The organism is Agromyces sp. NPDC058136, from assembly GCF_042884375.1.
Lineage (GTDB): Bacteria > Actinomycetota > Actinomycetes > Actinomycetales > Microbacteriaceae > Agromyces.
The window spans coordinates 487,293-502,936 of sequence record NZ_JBHVUA010000002.1; the positions used below are offsets into that span (position 1 = coordinate 487,293).

A 15,644-nucleotide genomic window follows, 5' to 3' on the forward strand; every position below is an offset into this window, starting at 1 on the left:
GTTTGGCAAGATTCAACAAGTCGGGTGCGCGAGGCGCGATCCGCCGCTACTGTCGGGCTCAGGAAGTGTCTCGATATCCACGCGACTGGAGGGGCAGCATGACCACAACGTCGACCTCGGCGGCAGAAACCGGGAGCACCCAGCTGCGGGGGCAGCTCGGTCAGGTGCTCCTCGCGACCTTCGCCTCGACCATCGGATTCTGGGCCTGGATGGTGATCGCCCCGCTGCAGAAGACCTACGCGACCGAGATGGGGCTCGACGAGGGGCAGATCTCGCTCATGCTCGCCACCCCGGTGCTCGTCGGCGCGCTCGGCCGCATCCTCACCGGCGCCATGACCGATCGATTCGGTGGGCGCAGGATGTTCACGGCGGTGCTGCTCGCCTCGGTCCCGGCCGTGCTGCTCGTCGCCCTCGCGGGCGAGCTGAAGAGCTTCCCGCTGCTCCTCGCCTCGGGGTTCTACCTCGGCGTCGCCGGCACGATCTTCGCCGTCGGCGTGCCGTTCGCGAGCGCCTGGTACCCGCCCGCGCGCCGCGGCTTCGCGACCGGCGTGTTCGGCATGGGCATGATCGGCACCGCGGTCTCGGCGTTCTTCACCCCGCGCCTGGCCGAATCGATCGGCTACCTGCCGACGCACCTGCTCATCGCCGCGATCATGGCCGGCACCGCGGTCATCGTGTGGTTCTTCCTCCGCGACTCGCCCGCCTGGGAGCCGAGCCGCCAGCCGCTCGTGCCGAAGGTCGTCGGCGCGCTGAAGCTCCGCATCACGTGGGAGATGGCGTTCCTCTACGGCATCGTGTTCGGCGGCTTCGTCGCCTTCTCGACCTACCTGCCGAAGTACCTCACCACGATCTACCCCGACGACGTCGACCCGGTCGGTGCCGGCACCCGCACCGCGCTGTTCGCCGCCGCGGCCGTGGTCGCCCGCCCTATCGGCGGCGTGCTCTCCGACAAGGTGGGGCCGAAGGTCATCTCGCTCATCTCGCTCGCCGGCATCGTCTCGCTCGCGTACATCGTCGGCCAGCAGCCGCCCGAGGGCATCGTCACCGGCGTCACCTTCATCCTCATGGCTGCGGCGATGGGGCTCGGCATGGGCGCCGTGTTCGCCTGGGTCGGCCCGTCGACCCCGAAGGACAAGGTCGGTGCGGTCACCGGCGTCGTCGCGGCCGCCGGCGGCCTCGGCGGCTACTTCCCGCCGCTCGTCATGGGTGCGACGTACAACCCCGAGACGAACTCCTACGCGCTCGGCCTCTGGCTGCTCGTGCTCGTCGGCGCCGTCGCCCTCGTCGTCGCCGGCATGCTGCGCGACGCCCGACCGAGCAGCTGATCGGCGCGCCCGCCGCAGCCCGGGGTTAGGATCGCGGGGTGATCGAACCCTACGCCGTCGTCTCCGACCAGCCGCTCGACGAGGCCGCCGTCCGGCGCGCCGTCGAGTCCGACGCGAGCGGGGCCGTGGTCATGTTCTGCGGCGTGGTGCGCGACCACGACGGCGGGCGCGGTGTGCAGGCGCTCGACTACCGGGCGCACCCCGAGGCCGAGCGGTTCCTCGCCGACTGCGTGCGGAGGATCGCCGATGAGACCGGGTTCGCGGTCGCGGCGGCGCACCGCGTCGGCGACCTCCGCATCGGCGACGTCGCCCTCTTCGCGGCGGCCGGCGCCGGGCACCGGGCGCAGGCGTTCGACGCGTGCGAACGGCTCGTCGAGCTCATCAAGCAGGAGGTGCCGATCTGGAAGCGGCAGCACTTCGACGACGGCGTCTCGGAGTGGGTCGGGCTCTGAACCGCGCGGCGGCGACCGCGGGTCATCCGCCGATGTAGCTCATCTCGACCTTGGCGCGCTCGGCGCGCAGCTCGGGCGTGAGCGTCGCCCGCACCTCGGAGTAGCGGTCGTCGCGGTCGCGCCAGATCGAGGCCATCGCCGCGGCGAGCCCGTCGTCGTCGACGCCGCCCCGCAGCAGGGCGCGCAGGTCGTGGCCCTCGGTCGCGAAGAGGCAGGTGAAGAGCTTGCCCTCGGTCGAGATGCGCGCCCGGTTGCAGGTGCCGCAGAAGGCGTTCGTCACGCTCGAGATCACGCCGATCTCGCCCCCGCCGTCGGTGTAGCGCCAGCGCGCAGCGGTCTCGCCGGGAGCGGTCGCGCCGAGCGGTTCGAGCGGCAGTTCGGCCCCGATGCGCTCGACGATCTCGGCCGACGAGACGACCTCGTCGAGCTGCCAGCCGTTCGACGTGCCGACGTCCATGTACTCGATGAATCGCAACGTCGAAGGCGAACCGTGGAAATGCCTGGCCATCGGCAGGATCTCGTGATCGTTGAGGCCGCGCTTGACCACCATGTTGACCTTGACCGGACCGAGGCCCGCCGCGTGTGCGGCCTCGATCCCGTCGAGCACGCGGGCGACGGGGAAGCGGACGTCGTTCATCGCCTCGAACAGCTCGTCGTCGAGGGAGTCGAGCGACACGGTGACGCGGGTGAGCCCCGCCTGCTTCAGCGACTCGGCCTTCATCGCGAGGGCCGATCCGTTCGTCGTGAGCGCGATCTCGAGCGGGCGGCCGTCGGGGGTGCGGAGCTCGGCGAGCTGCTCGATGAGGCCCTCGATGCCGCGGCGGAGCAACGGCTCCCCGCCCGTGAGCCTGAGCTTCTCGACGCCGTGCGCCGCGGCGACCCGGGCGATGCGCGTGATCTCCTCGAAACTCAGCAGTTCGTCGCGGTCGAGGAAGGCGTAGTCGCGCCCGAACACCGCCTTCGGCATGCAGTAGACGCAGCGGAAGTTGCAGCGGTCGGTGATCGAGATGCGGAGGTCCCGCATCGGCCGGGCGAACCGGTCGACGAGGCCCCCCGTCGCGAGCCCGGTCGAGGGCAGGCGGCGCACGCCGAGCGTCTCGCGAACGGCGGAATCGCCGTCGGGCGCGTGCGTCGGCACAGGACTCGTCATGGTCACCCCCTCGGTGGTGGCGTCTACCGTAGCACCGCCTCAGGGGTGGGGACGCACCGAGACATCCGCGGCCGAGACCTCGAACTCGAGCCGCGATCCGGTGTCGAGATCGAGTCCGACGGCGGCCGCGCTCGGCACGTCGACGGCGATGCCGGGATGTTCGGCGGTCGTGATCCGCACCCCGCCAGGCGTCGCCTCGAGGAGCGCCACGGTGCCGGTCCAGCGATTGGCGACGGCCGGTCCGGCGTCCGCCGGAGCGGTGCGCGCGTGCACGGCTCCGGGGCTGAACACCGCCGACGCGCCCGCCCCCGGCGGGGGAGCGTCGCCCTCGCCGCGCAGGAGCAGTCGCGGCGAGGCGACGTCGGCGGAGGGGGCCGCACCGTCGGCCAGCACCGCACCGTCGGCGGTCGCGGCGCCGTTCACCAGGTTCACGCCCGCGAGCGCCGCGATGAACGCGGTGCGAGGATGCCCGAGCACCTCGGGGACCGGGCCGACCTGGGCGATGCGGCCGTCGTGGAGGATCGCGGCACGGTCGGCCAGCACGATCGCGTCGAGCGGGTCGTGGGTGACGAGCAGCGTCGGCAGCCCGTGCTCGTCGCGCTGCGCGGCGACGAGCCGACGCATCTGCGCGGCGGTCTCGACGTCGAGCGCCGTGAACGGCTCGTCGAGCAGCAGCACCTCGGGGCGTGCGGCGAGGGTGCGTGCGATCGCCACGCGCTGCTGCTGCCCGCCCGAGAGTCCGGTGGGCCGACGCGAGGCGAACCCGCCGAGCCCGACCGAGTCGAGCAGGCGAGCGGCCTCGTCGCGCGCCTCACGCGCTGGGCGGCCCTGCGCGCGGGGTCCGAACGCGACGTTCTCGAGCGCCGAGAGGTGGGGGAAGAGCAGCGGCTCCTGCCCGAGCAGTCCGACGCGGCGTCGCTCGAGCGGGACGTTCGTGCGGGGGCCGGGCCCGGCGTTCACGAGGTCGCGTCCGCCGGCGCGCACGTAGCCGCGCGAGGGCGTGAGTCGGCCCGCGATCGCGGCGAGCAGGGTCGACTTGCCCGAGCCGTTCGGCCCGAGCACCGCGAGGATGCCTCCGGGGCCGACGTCGAGCTGCGCGGTCAGCGTGAAGTCGCCGACGTCGACGGTGACATCGAGTTCGAGCCCCCGATCCGACGTGCTCATCGCGTGGCGTCCTCTCGCCAGCCGCGCATCACGAGCAGCACGGCGACCGCGACGACGATGAGCATGAGCGACAGCGCGATCGCCGTGTCCTCGCTGACGCCGGCGCCGTTGAACGCCGTGTAGATCGCGAGCGGCATCGTGCGGGTGGTGCCGGCGGAGTTGCCGGCGAACAGCGCGGTCGCGCCGAACTCGCCGAGCGCCCGCGCGAAGCAGAGCACCGTGCCGGCGAGGAGCCCAGGGCCGACGATGGGCAGTGTGATGCGGCGGAAGGCGGTGAACCGGCTCGCGCCGAGGCCGGCGGCGATGGTCTCGTACCTGGTGCCGGCGGTGCGCAGCGAGCCCTCGACCGAGATCACGAGGAACGGCAGCGCGACGAACGTCTGCGCGATCACGACGGCCAGCGTCGTGAACGGCACCCGGATCCCGGCGGCGGCGAGCGCATCACCGGCGAGGCCGGTGCGGCCGAGGAGGGCCAGCAGGGCGATGCCGCCGACGAGCGGCGGCAGCACGAGCGGCAGGGTGGCGAGGGTGCGCAGCACCGCCGCCACCCCGCGCGAGGAGCGCGCGATGACGACGGCGAGCGGCACGCCGATGAGCACGCAGACGAGGGTGGCGAACGTCGCGGTCACGAGCGAGAGCCAGAGCGCCTGGAGCGCGGCCGGCGAGGTGATCGCCGCGGGCACGCCCGCCCAGTCGAGGCGCACGAGCAGCGCCACGAGCGGGAGCACGAGCACGGCGGCGCCGACCGCCGCCGGAGCGTACAGCCACACCGGGAACCGGGCGGCGGCCCGTTCCGCGGCGGGTCGCTCCGGCGGGGCCGGCGCGGTGATCACGGGGCGCCGAAGCCGAAGGAGGCGAGGATGCGCTGACCGTCCGCGGAGTTCACGAACTCGGTGAAGGCGGCGGCCGCCTCGGGGTTCGGGGCGCCGGTCAGCACGGCGATCGGGTAGGAGTTCGTCGCGGCGTCGGCGCCGTCGATCTCGATGCCGTCGACCTCGCCGGCCGCGGCTTCGACGTCGGTGACGTACACGAGCCCGGCGTCGGCCTCGCCCGAGCGCACCTTGGTGAGCACCGCGGTGACGTTCTGCTCCTCGCTCGCCGGGGTCAGCGTGATGCCGGCGGCCTCGATGAGCGTCTGCGAGGCGGTGCCGCACGGCACCTCGGGTGCGCAGAGCACGACCGTCGCGGGGGCGCCGCCGCTCTCGGTCGTCGCCCCGTCGGCGAGGTCGTCGAGCGAATCGATGTCGAGCGGGTTGCCGGGGGCGACCGCGATCTCGAGCACGTTCGTCGCGAACACCTCGCCCGTGCCGTCGATGAGGCCGGCGTCGCTCACCTTCGCGAGGTTCTTCTCGTCGGCCGAGGCGAAGACGTCGGCGGGTGCGCCCTCGATGAGCTGGGTCGCGAGCACCGAGGAGCCGTCGTAGGTGATCGGCAGCACGTCGAGCTCGGGATGCCGCGCCTCGAACTCGCTCGCGAGCTCGTCGAAGGCGCCCTGCAGCGAGGCCGCCGCGTAGACCGTCAGCTCGCCCGTGAGCGCGACGCCGCTCGCCTCGGCCACGGGTTCGGTCTCTGGCTCGTCGGGCGTGGCGGCGCAGGCCGCGAGGAGGGCGAGGGAGCCGAGGGCGAGTGCGGCGGCGGCGATGCGGGGGCGGTTCACGGATTCTCCTGTTCGGTTTCGACGACGACCATCGTCGCCTTCACGATCGCGACGCCGCGCGAGCCGACCTCGAGCCGGAGCTCGCTCGCCGCCTCGGAGGACATCAGCGAGACGACCCGGTGCGGGCCGCACTGCAGTTCGACCTGGGCCATGAGGCCGTCGATCTCGACGCGGGTCACGAGCCCGACGAAGCGGTTGCGCGCGCTGCGGCGCACGTGCGAGCGGTCGCCGCTCGTCGTGGCGATCGCCTGCGCGCGGGCGGCGAGCTCCGCGCCGGGCACGACCTGCCGACCCGATGCGTCCTTGGTGACGCTGAGGAGGCCCTCGCTCACCCATCGGCGGACGGTGTCATCGCTGACACCGACGAGTTCCGCCGCTTCACTGATCCGATACTGCGTCATGACGATGACAATACTTCCGCAGATACGGAGTCGCAAACAGAACTTCCACAAATCGGAATCTGAATTCCATATTGTTATGGACGCGTGTCCCACTGCCTGCTACCTTCGAACACGGCCGACGCAGCAACCCTGCCGAACGTGTGGCCACCCATGAGTCGGATCAACGGAGATCCACCCGGTACCCCGGGGAGTCCACCGCGCCGGCGATGAACAAGCAAGGAAGCCCTCTCATGGATTCGATCGGACTCTCGACAGTCCCGGCCGCACCGACGGCAGCCGACGGCCAGCCCGCCGCTCAGCCCGCCGCTGGCCAACCCGCCCCCGATGCCCGACCCACTCCCGCCGAATACCTCGCCCGCGCCGTCGCGATCGCGACCGAGAACGTCCGCAACGCCGGCGGCCCCTTCGGCGCCATCGTCGTCACCGCAGACGGCCGCGTGTTCGAGGGGGTGAACCGCGTCACCGCGAACCTCGACCCGACCGCTCACGCCGAGGTCTCGGCGATCCGTGCGGCCTGCCAGGGCATCGGCAGCTTCGACCTCTCGGGCGCCACCCTCTACACGAGCTGCGAGCCGTGCCCGATGTGCCTCGCCTCCTCGCTCTGGGCGCGCCTCGACCGCGTCTACTTCGCGGCGACGCGCGACGACGCCGCCGACGCCGGCTTCGACGACGCCGTCTTCTACCGCTACTTCGAGGGTGCCGACGCCGATCGCGCGATCATGCCGGTCGGCGACATCGAGCTGCCCCCGGCACAGCGCGTCGCGCCGTTCACCGAGTGGCAGCACACCGCGACCCGTACCGAGTACTGAGAGAGGAGGAGCGCACATGTCACAAGACACCGGTACCCGCGGTGGGGACCACTCGGGCGAGCCTCGCGGCGAACTGCCCGCCGACACCTTCGCGGTCGCGAGCATCCCGAACCCGCTGCCCACGGGTGCGACGACGACCGTCGACGCCGAGCCCAAGAACGCCTTCGACCGCTTCTTCGAGATCACGCGGCGCGGATCCACGGTCGGCCGCGAGATCCGAGGCGGCATCGTCACGTTCGTGACCATGGCCTACATCGTGATCCTCAACCCGCTGATCCTCGGCGGCACCGACGACGTCGCGGGCAATGCGCTCGACGGCGCGCAGATCGGCGCGGCGACCGGCCTCACGGCCGGGCTCATGACGATCCTGTTTGGGTTGTTCGCACGCCTGCCCTTCGCGCTCGCGGCGGGCCTCGGCATCAACTCCTTCCTCGCGGTCTCGGTCGTCGGGCAGGTCACCTGGCCCGAGGCGATGGGGCTCGTGGTCATCAACGGCATCATCATCGTGCTGCTCGGGGCCACCGGTGCCCGTACCGCGATCTTCAAGGCCGTGCCGCAGGCACTGAAGGCGGCGATCACGGTCGGCATCGGCCTGTTCATCGCGTTCATCGGGTTCGTCGACTCGGGCTTCGTCAACCGCACCCCGGGCGGCCCGCCCGTGCAGCTCGGCGACTCGGGTTCGATCACCTCGGTCCCGACGCTCGTGTTCCTCATCACGCTCATCCTCATCGGCATCCTCGTGGCGCGACGTGTGCCCGGTGGCATCCTGATCGGCATCGTGACCGGCACGATCATCGCGATCATCGCGCAGGCGATCCTGCAGCTCGGGCCGAGCTTCAAGGACCCGGGCGGCTGGCACATGACGATCCCCGAGCTGCCGACGTCGCTCGTGACGATCCCCGACTTCGGACTCGTCGGCCAGTTCGACCTGTTCGGCGCGTTCGGCCGCATCGGCGTGCTGTCGGCGACGATGCTCGTCTTCACCCTCGTGTTCTCGAACTTCTTCGACGCGATGGGCACGATGACGGGTCTCGCGAAGAACGCCGGGCTGGCGCACAAGGACGGGACCTTCCCGCGCCTTCGGGCCGCGTTCATCGTCGAGGGCGCCGGCGCCATCGCCGGTGGCGCGACCTCGACCTCGTCGAACACGGTGTACGTCGACAGCGCGTCCGGCATCGGCGAGGGCGCCCGCACGGGTCTCGCGGCGATCGTCGTCGGGGCGCTGTTCCTGCTCTCCATGTTCCTCACGCCGCTCACGCTCGTCGTTCCGATCGAGGTCGGCTCGGCCGCCCTCGTGGTCGTCGGTGCGATGATGATGGCGCAGGTCAAGGAGATCAAGTTCACGAACTTCGCGGTCGCCCTCCCGGCGTTCCTCACGATCGTGACGATGCCGCTGACCTACTCGATCGCGAACGGCATCGGCGTCGGCTTCATCTCCTGGGTGCTGGTGAATGCGCTCTCCGGCCGGAGCCGCAAGGTGCACTGGTTGATGTGGGTGGTTGCCGCCGGCTTCGCGCTGTACTTCGTGCGCGGCCCCATCGAGGCGATGCTGGCAGGCTAGCCGCAGCACCCCCGCAATCGACGGCCTGCCCCGGATCGCACCTCGTGCGGCCCGGGGCAGGTCGCTTCGCGTGATCGCGCGCGGAAGACAGTACAAAAGAAAGAGGTACGCAGGTGACGAACTCCGTCTGGCGCGCACCCGGCATGCCGGCGCTGCTCACGATGGTCGCGGCAGGCTTCTCGGGCTACGCGGTGCTGCTGCCGGTGGCTCCGCAGTGGGCGGTGGCGGGCGGTGCCGACGCGGCCGGCGCTGGACTCGTGACCGGGGTCTTCATGTTCTCGACGGTGCTGTTCCAGACCATCGTGCCGGCCGCACTGCGCCGTCTCGGCTGGGGCCCGGTGCTCGTCGCGGGCCTCGTGCTGCTCGGCGCGCCGTCGCTCGCCCACCTCGTCTCGAACGAGCTCGGTCCGATCCTCGCGATCGCCGCGGTGCGAGGCGCCGGCTTCGCAGTGCTCACGGTCGCCGGTTCGGGCGCCGTGGCCGACCTCGTTGAGCCCGCCCGCCGCGGGCGCGCGATCGGGGCGTTCGGGCTCGCCATCGCCGGGCCGCAGCTCGTGCTGCTGCCCGCCGCGCCCTGGGTCGCCGAGACCTTCGGCTACCAGTGGGTGTTCCTGGTCGGCGCCCTGCCGCTCGTGGGCATCGTGCCCGCCATCCGCCTCGCGCGCCGACTGCACGCCCGGCACGCCGAGCAGGCGGCCGAGGCCGCAGCCGCCGGGCACGTGCACCAGGTCGGACGGCGTGCCGCGCTCCTGGCGCTCGCCGCGCCCGTCGGCATCCTGCTCAGCGTGACGCTCGCGGGCGGCGCGCTCATCACCTTCACGCCGCAGCTCACGGGCGACGCCGTCACCGTGACCCTCGGGCTCGCGCTGCTCACCGCGACGGCGGCCCTCGCCCGCTGGCTCGTCGGCGGCGCGGCCGACCGCTTCGGCGCGCACCGCCTGCTCTGGCCGTTCATCCTCGTGACGACGGCCGGGCTCGTGCTCGTGGCGTGGGCCGCGGTCGGTGCGGGCAGCGGGGCCTCCGCGTCATCCGGCGGGGATGCCTCGACCGCACCGCTCCTCATCGGCCTCGCCCTCGTCGGGGTGAGCTACGGCGGCCTTCAGAACCTCACCATGGGCGAGGCGTTCGCCGCGGTGCCGCCCCGCCAGTCGGTCTTCGCGAGCGCGGTGTGGAACATCGGCTTCGACCTCGGCAGCGGCATCGGCGCGGTCCTCGTCGGCATGATCGCGACGGGCAGCTCGTTCAGCGCGGCGTTCCTCGTGGCGGCCGCGATCTCGCTCGCGACGCTGCCGCTCGCCCTCCGCCGTCGACCGGTGCCGGTCGAGCCCGAGCAAGTGCGGGTGCCGCGCGAATAGCCCATCCGCGTGGCGGCCGGGCCTCCCGGATCAGCCGCGGGCGATGAAGGGCATGCCCGCCGCGGTCGCGGTCAGTTGCGGCACGCTCGCCTCGGCGGGCAGCCCCGCGAGGTGCACGATGAGCCCGGCCACGATGCCGACGTCCATCGTCGGTTCGACGATCCGTCGGCCGTCGGCCTGCAGCGCGCCTTCACCGACGAAGCCGTCGAGCAGTTCGGTGCGGGCGTTGCCGACGTCGAGCTGGGTGCAGGAGATGCCGTGCGCGCGGCCGTCGAGCTCGATCGACTTGGAGAGCCCGGCGATCGCATGCTTCGTCGTCGTGTAGGCGACCGAGCGGGGCCGAGGCGACTGCGCCGCGATCGAACCGTTGTTGATGATCCGGCCGCCGGCCGGGCGCTGCGCGGCCATCTGCCGGAATGCGGCGCCGGCGACCAGCACCGCCCCGGTCGTGTTGACCGCGAAGGTCGCGGCCCAGTCCTCGGCGGTCAGCTCGCCGACGTCCGCGGCAGGGCCGGGCACGCCCGCGTTGTTCACGAGGACGTCGAGTCGGCCGAAGCGATCGACGTGCGCGGCGACGAGCGCGGTGACGGCCGCGTCGTCGGTGACGTCGCACGGCACGACGAGGGCGTTCGGATGCCTCGCGCCGACGCCGCCCGAACGGGCGTCGGCCAGGGCCGCGCCGACGGCGGCGGCCTCCTCGAGGGGTCCGCGCCTGCGGCCCGCGAGGGTGACGGCGAAGCCCGCTGCGAGGAGTGCTCGCGCGGTCGCGCGGCCGATGCCCGTCCCGGCGCCGGTCACGAGGACCGAACGGGGCCCGTCGGCGTCGCTCACCTCGTGGCCTCGACCTCGGCCGCCTGCGCCTCCTCGATGAGCTGCAGGATCCGGGCGGCGACGCTCACCGCGATCGTGGCCGGCGCCTTCCCGGCGACCTCTGGCACCCCGATCGGGGTGGTCACGCGTTCGAGGTCGAGCTCGTCGTGCCCGAGCTCGGTGAGCTTCGTGCGGAACCGGGCCCACTTGGATCGGGAGCCGATGAGCCCGATCGAACCGAGATCACCGCGGCGCAGCGCGGTGTCGGTGACCGCGAGATCCTCGATGTGGTCGTGGGTCATGATGAGCACGTGCGCGCCGGCCGGCAGCTCCGCGAGCCCCGCCTCGGGGACGGGTTCGTGGTGCACGTGCACCGCGGCGACGGCGTCGGCGAGCACCCCCGTCTCGCCGGGGTGGCCGAGCCGTTCGTGCGCCAGCATCTCGGCGCGCGAGTCGACCAGGTGCAGGTCGAGTTCCTGGCGCGCGAGGATGCGCGCCAGCTCGAGCCCGACGTGGCCCATGCCGAAGATCGCGACGGACGGGACCACCCGGACGGGTTCGAGCATGAGCGTGACCTCTCCTCCGCAGCACTGCACGCCGTACTCGGTCGTGGCCTTGTCGCTGAGCTTCAGGGTGAGCAGCTCGGGCTCGGCCGAGCCCGAGGCGAGCAGTTCCCGGGCGCGGCCGATCGCCGTCGCCTCGAGGTTGCCGCCCCCGACGGTGCCGAAGACCTCGGCGGGGGAGACGACCATCTTCGCGCCGCCGTTGCGCGGCGCATGCCCGCGCACGATGGCGAGGGTGACGATGACGGCCGGCGTCCGCGAGTCGCGGAGCCGTCGCAGTGCGTCGAGCCAGTCCATCGTGCGCGGGTCCGCTCAGGCCTCGGTGCCCGCGAGCGCGGGCTCGTCGACACCGGCCAGCGGGGTGCCTGCGGACGCGTCCGCCGTCGCCACCTCGGCCGTGGCATCCGCGCCCTCGCTCGAACTGTCTGCCTCGGCGGCCGACCTGGCCGCCTCGATCGCCCAGTAGACCGCCTCGGGCGTCGCGGGCGAGCCGAGCTCGACCCCGCGCCCCGCGGGGCCGAAGGCGCCGACGGCGGTGCGGATCGCCTCGCGGGCGCTGAAGGCGAGCATGAACGGCGGCTCGCCGACGGCCTTCGAGCCGTAGACCGCGCCGTCCTCGCGGGCGTTCTCGAAGAGCCGCACGTTGAACTCCTCGGGCATCTCCGAGAAGCTCGGCAGCTTGTAGGTCGAGGCGGACTGGGTGAGGAGGCGGCCCCGGTTCGGACCGTCGGTCTCGTCCCAGCGGAGCTCCTCGAGGGTGAGCCAGCCGACGCCCTGCACGTACGCGCCTTCGATCTGCCCGATGTCGAGCATCGGCGAGAGCGAGTCGCCGACGTCGTGCACGATGTCGACGCGCCGCACGCGGTAGGCGCCGGTGAAGCCGTCGACCTCGACCTCGGTCGCCGCAGCCCCGTACGCGAAGTACTTGAAGGGCGAGCCCTGCATGAGGTCGGGGTTCCAGTGCAGGCCCTCGGTGCGGTAGTACCCGGCGGCCCAGAGCTGCACGCGCTGCAGGTAGGCCGCATTGGCGAGCTCGGCGAAGCTGAGCCGCTGGTCGCGGTTGCCGAGCCCCGTGACGAAGCCGCCGTCGAACCGCACGTCGCGCTCGTCGACGCCGAGGAGGCGCCCGGCGACCTTCGCCATCCGCTCGCGGATCTGTTCGCACGCGTTCTTGACGGCGCCGCCGTTGAGGTCGGCGCCCGAGCTCGCGGCAGTCGCCGAGGTGTTCGGCACCTTGTCGGTTCGGGTCGGGGCGAGCCGGACCTGGTGCAGTTCGAGCCCGAGTGCGGTCGCGGCGACCTGCAGCATCTTCGTGTGCAGGCCCTGGCCCATCTCGGTGCCGCCGTGGTTGATGAGCACCGAGCCGTCCTTGTAGACGTGCACGAGGGCGCCGGCCTGGTTGAACGCGGCGAAGTTGAAGGAGATGCCGAACTTGACCGGGGTGATCGCGAGCGCACGCTTCGAGTCGGCGTGCGTGCGGTTGAACTCCTCGATCTCGAGCTGCCGCTCGTCGAAATCGCTCTCGTCGCGCAGCTGGTTCCAGATGAGCGGCATGCGCTCGGCGTCCTTCACGAGCTGGCCGTACGGCGTCGACTGCCCGGCGCGGTAGAAGTTCTGCTCGCGGATCGTCGTGGGATCGATGCCGAGCTGCGGAGCGACCCGGCCCAGGATGTCCTCGATGAGGAACACGCCCTGCGGCCCGCCGAAGCCGCGGAACGCGGTCTGCGAGGTCTTGTTCGTCTTGGCGATCCGCCCGTTCGCGTGCACGTTCGGGATCCAGTAGGCGTTGTCGAGGTGGCAGAGCGCGCGCCCGAGCACGGGCTCGGAGAGGTCGATGCTCCAGCCGCCGTCGGCGGTCAGGGTGGCCTCCAGCGCCTGGATGTACCCGTCGTCGCTGAAGCCCGCCTTCCAGCTGATGTGGAACGGGTGGCGCTTGCCCGTCATCGTGAGGTCCTGCGTGCGGTTGAGCCGCAGGCGCACCGGCCGTCCCGTGAGCTTCGCTCCGAGCGCGGCGATCGCCGCGAAGCCGTGAGGCTGCATCTCCTTGCCGCCGAACGCGCCGCCCATGCGGAGCGACTGCACCGTGACCTCGTTCGACGAGATGCCGAGCACGTGCGCGACGATCTCCTGCGTCTCGGAGGGGTGCTGCGTCGAGCACTGCACGAAGTACTGCCCCTCGGAGTCGCGGAGAGCGAGCGAGGCGTGGGTCTCGAGGTAGAAGTGCTCCTGGCCGCCGAACTCGGTGACCCCCTCGAAGACCCGGGGGGCCGCGGCCATGGCGGCGGCGGCGTCGCCGCGGGTCACCGTGCGGGCGATGCCCTGGAACGACTCGGCTGCGATCGCGTCCCGCACCGTGACGTACGACGGGAGCGGTTCGTACTCGACCGTCACGGCGGCGGCGCCGAGGCGAGCCGCCTCCTGCGTCTCGCCGAGCACCCAGACGAGCGCATGGCCGTAGAACATCGCCTCGCTCGGGAACAGCGGCTCGTCGTGCTTGATGCCGGCGTCGTTGATGCCGGGGACGTCCTCGGCGGTGAGCACGCGCACCACGCCCGGCACCTCGTAGGCGGGGGCGACGTCGACCGTGACGCGGGCGTGCGCATTGGTCGCCTGCACGGGCCAGGCCGTGAGCACGCCTGCGGTGTGCGCGGCGAGATCGTCGGTGTACATCGCAGCCCCGGTGACGTGCAGCGCGGCACTCTCGTGGACCGCGCGGCGGCCGACGACGGGGTTGCTGGGGCGATCGGCGAGGGAGCTCATGCCGACACCTCCTTCGATTCGATGACGGCCTGACTGTAGAGCTTCAGCAGCGCGCTGCCGAGCATGAGGGAGCGGTACTCGCTCGAGGCGCGGTGGTCGCTCATCGGCGTGCCCTCGCCCTGCAGCACCTTCGAGGCGGCGCGCACCGTGGCGACGTTCCACGGCTCGCCGATGAGCGCGGCCTCGGTGGCCGTCGCCCGCAGGGGGGTGGCCGCGACGCCGCCGAGCCCGATGCTGGCGCGCGTGACGATGCCGCCGTCCACCTCGAGGGCGAAGCCCAGTGCGACGCTCGAGATGTCGTCGAAGCGGCGCTTCGCGATCTTGTGGAAGGCGGTGATCGGGGCGAGCGGCAGCGGGATGCGGACGGCTCGGATGAGCTCGTCGGGCCGGCGCACCGTCTGGCGGTACCCGGTGAAGTAGTCGGCGAGTTCGACCTCGCGCTCGCCGTCGGCCGAGGCGAGCACGAGCCGGGCTTCGAGGGCGAGGAGGGCGGGCGGGGTGTCGCCGATCGGCGAGCCGGTGCCGAGGTTGCCGCCGATGGTGCCGCGGTTGCGGATCAGGCGGGAGGCGAACTGCGGGAAGAGCTGGGCCAGCAGCGGCACCCGCCCGTCGAGGCGTCGTTCGACCTCGGAGAGGGAGAGCGCCGCGCCGATCTCGATCACCTCGTCGCCGAGTTCGAGCGTGCGGAGCTCGTCGAGCTGCTCGATCGCGACGGTGAGGGGCGATCGGCGGCCGCGCAGGTTCACCTCGACGCCGAGGTCGGTCGAGCCGGCGACGAGCACCGCGGTCGGTTCGTCGCGCAGCAGCTGCAGCGTCTCGTCGAGCGAGGCGGGTCGGATGAACCGACCGCCGTCGGAGGTGAGGTCGGTCGGGACCGGGGCGGGCGCGGGGCGCGAGCGCCGTGCGGCGAGCTCGTCGTCGGGATCGGGCGTGCCGAGCGTGTAGGCCGCGTCGCGGATGGGGCGGTAGCCCGTGCAGCGGCACAGGTTGCCGCTCAGCGAGTGCAGGTCGAAGCCGTTCGGGCCGTGCTCGGGGTCGTGCTCGGGGCATCCCTCGTCGTGCTCCTCCGCTGCTGCGGCAGCGGGCGTGCGGTCGGCGCGGTAGTACTCGCCGGCCATGCTGCAGGCGAAGCCCGGCGTGCAGTAGCCGCACTGCGAGCCGCCGGCCTCGGCGAGCTTCTCTTGCACGGGGTGCAGGGCCTCGGGGGTGCCGAGTCCTTCGGCGGTGACGATCTCCTGGCCGTTCAGCGCGGCGACGGGCACGAGGCAGGCGTTGACCGCCGTCCAGGTGGTGCCTCCCTGCTCGTCGGGCGCGGCGACGAGCATCGCGCACGCGCCGCACTCGCCTTCGGCGCAGCCCTCTTTGCTGCCCGACAGGCCGTGCTCGCGGAGCCAGTCGAGGGCGGTGGTGTGTACGGGGGTGTCGTGGAGCGGGCGCGTCTGCCCGTTGACCGTGACGGCGATCTCGTCCATGGGATCTCCTCAGTTGCGGCGTCGGCTTCGACACCTGCGGCACCGGGGCCCCGGTGGCCCCACCTCGCGCCGCGCCTGCCTCGGGCAGTCACTTCGATAGTACTGCGCCGACGACAGAAAGTTCTTACGATTCGAAATCGTGATTCCGCACTGCGGATAACTCGG

Annotated in this window: 14 protein-coding genes; 5 read left to right on the forward strand and 9 right to left on the reverse strand. The window is 72.2% G+C overall.

Annotated elements, in window-relative coordinates; genetic code table 11:
• Positions 1 to 98 precede the first annotated feature (98 nt).
• Positions 99 to 1,325, forward strand: coding sequence for a nitrate/nitrite transporter (locus ACFVTX_RS08600; RefSeq protein WP_386899180.1), 1,227 nt, complete (start codon positions 99 to 101; stop codon positions 1,323 to 1,325).
• 38 nt (positions 1,326 to 1,363) lie between these two features.
• Positions 1,364 to 1,777, forward strand: a complete 414-nt coding sequence (locus tag ACFVTX_RS08605; protein WP_386899181.1) for a molybdenum cofactor biosynthesis protein MoaE — start codon at positions 1,364 to 1,366, stop codon at positions 1,775 to 1,777.
• A gap of 22 nt (positions 1,778 to 1,799) precedes the next feature.
• On the opposite strand, the gene moaA is transcribed toward ACFVTX_RS08605, so the two are convergent.
• Genes moaA through ACFVTX_RS08630 form a run of 5 tightly spaced genes read right to left on the reverse strand, consistent with a single transcriptional unit; the run spans position 1,800 to position 6,149 of the window.
• Positions 1,800 to 2,927 (reverse strand): GTP 3',8-cyclase MoaA, encoded by a 1,128-nt coding sequence (moaA, locus tag ACFVTX_RS08610; RefSeq protein WP_386899182.1) that lies wholly within the window; start codon positions 2,925 to 2,927, stop codon positions 1,800 to 1,802.
• Between the two features lie 39 nt (positions 2,928 to 2,966).
• Positions 2,967 to 4,091 carry a sulfate/molybdate ABC transporter ATP-binding protein gene (locus ACFVTX_RS08615; RefSeq protein ID WP_386899183.1) on the reverse strand — a complete coding sequence of 375 codons (1,125 nt, stop codon included), beginning with the start codon at positions 4,089 to 4,091 and terminating at the stop codon, positions 2,967 to 2,969.
• Complete coding sequence (locus ACFVTX_RS08620; protein ID WP_386899416.1) at positions 4,088 to 4,921, reverse strand: ABC transporter permease; 834 nt, start codon at positions 4,919 to 4,921, stop codon at positions 4,088 to 4,090. Before ACFVTX_RS08620 ends, ACFVTX_RS08615 begins: the two co-directional genes overlap by 4 nt.
• Positions 4,921 to 5,748, reverse strand: coding sequence for a molybdate ABC transporter substrate-binding protein (modA, locus tag ACFVTX_RS08625; protein ID WP_386899184.1), 828 nt, complete (start codon positions 5,746 to 5,748; stop codon positions 4,921 to 4,923). Before modA ends, ACFVTX_RS08620 begins: the two co-directional genes overlap by 1 nt.
• The gene (locus ACFVTX_RS08630; RefSeq protein WP_386899185.1) at positions 5,745 to 6,149 is read right to left on the reverse strand and encodes a molybdopterin-binding protein; all 405 of its coding nucleotides are present in this window, start codon (positions 6,147 to 6,149) and stop codon (positions 5,745 to 5,747) included. The genes modA and ACFVTX_RS08630 overlap by 4 nt, the downstream gene beginning before the upstream one ends.
• Before the next feature lie 230 nt (positions 6,150 to 6,379).
• On the opposite strand from ACFVTX_RS08630, the gene ACFVTX_RS08635 reads away from it, so the two are divergent.
• The 3 genes from ACFVTX_RS08635 (at position 6,380) to ACFVTX_RS08645 (ending at position 9,874) form a co-directional block, all read left to right on the forward strand.
• Positions 6,380 to 6,958: a nucleoside deaminase gene (locus ACFVTX_RS08635; protein ID WP_386899186.1), complete on the forward strand. Its 579-nt coding sequence runs from the start codon at positions 6,380 to 6,382 to the stop codon at positions 6,956 to 6,958.
• Between the two features lie 16 nt (positions 6,959 to 6,974).
• Complete coding sequence (locus ACFVTX_RS08640; protein WP_386899187.1) at positions 6,975 to 8,519, forward strand: NCS2 family permease; 1,545 nt, start codon at positions 6,975 to 6,977, stop codon at positions 8,517 to 8,519.
• Between the two features lie 113 nt (positions 8,520 to 8,632).
• Entirely contained in the window at positions 8,633 to 9,874 is a 1,242-nt protein-coding gene (locus ACFVTX_RS08645; protein WP_386899188.1) for an MFS transporter, read from the forward strand.
• A gap of 30 nt (positions 9,875 to 9,904) precedes the next feature.
• Here the strand turns inward: ACFVTX_RS08645 and ACFVTX_RS08650 are convergent, their stop codons facing one another.
• From ACFVTX_RS08650 to ACFVTX_RS08665, 4 genes are read right to left on the reverse strand one after another with little or no spacing between them, the layout of a single operon-like run.
• Entirely contained in the window at positions 9,905 to 10,705 is an 801-nt protein-coding gene (locus ACFVTX_RS08650; RefSeq protein ID WP_386899189.1) for an SDR family oxidoreductase, read from the reverse strand.
• Positions 10,702 to 11,544, reverse strand: a complete 843-nt coding sequence (gene xdhC, locus ACFVTX_RS08655; RefSeq protein ID WP_386899190.1) for a xanthine dehydrogenase accessory protein XdhC — start codon at positions 11,542 to 11,544, stop codon at positions 10,702 to 10,704. The genes ACFVTX_RS08650 and xdhC overlap by 4 nt, the downstream gene beginning before the upstream one ends.
• Positions 11,545 to 11,559: 15 nt before the next feature.
• The gene (gene xdhB / locus ACFVTX_RS08660; RefSeq protein WP_386899191.1) at positions 11,560 to 14,007 is read right to left on the reverse strand and encodes a xanthine dehydrogenase molybdopterin binding subunit; all 2,448 of its coding nucleotides are present in this window, start codon (positions 14,005 to 14,007) and stop codon (positions 11,560 to 11,562) included.
• Positions 14,004 to 15,479: a xanthine dehydrogenase small subunit gene (locus tag ACFVTX_RS08665; protein WP_386899192.1), complete on the reverse strand. Its 1,476-nt coding sequence runs from the start codon at positions 15,477 to 15,479 to the stop codon at positions 14,004 to 14,006. Before ACFVTX_RS08665 ends, xdhB begins: the two co-directional genes overlap by 4 nt.
• Between the last annotated feature and the right edge of the window lie 165 nt (positions 15,480 to 15,644).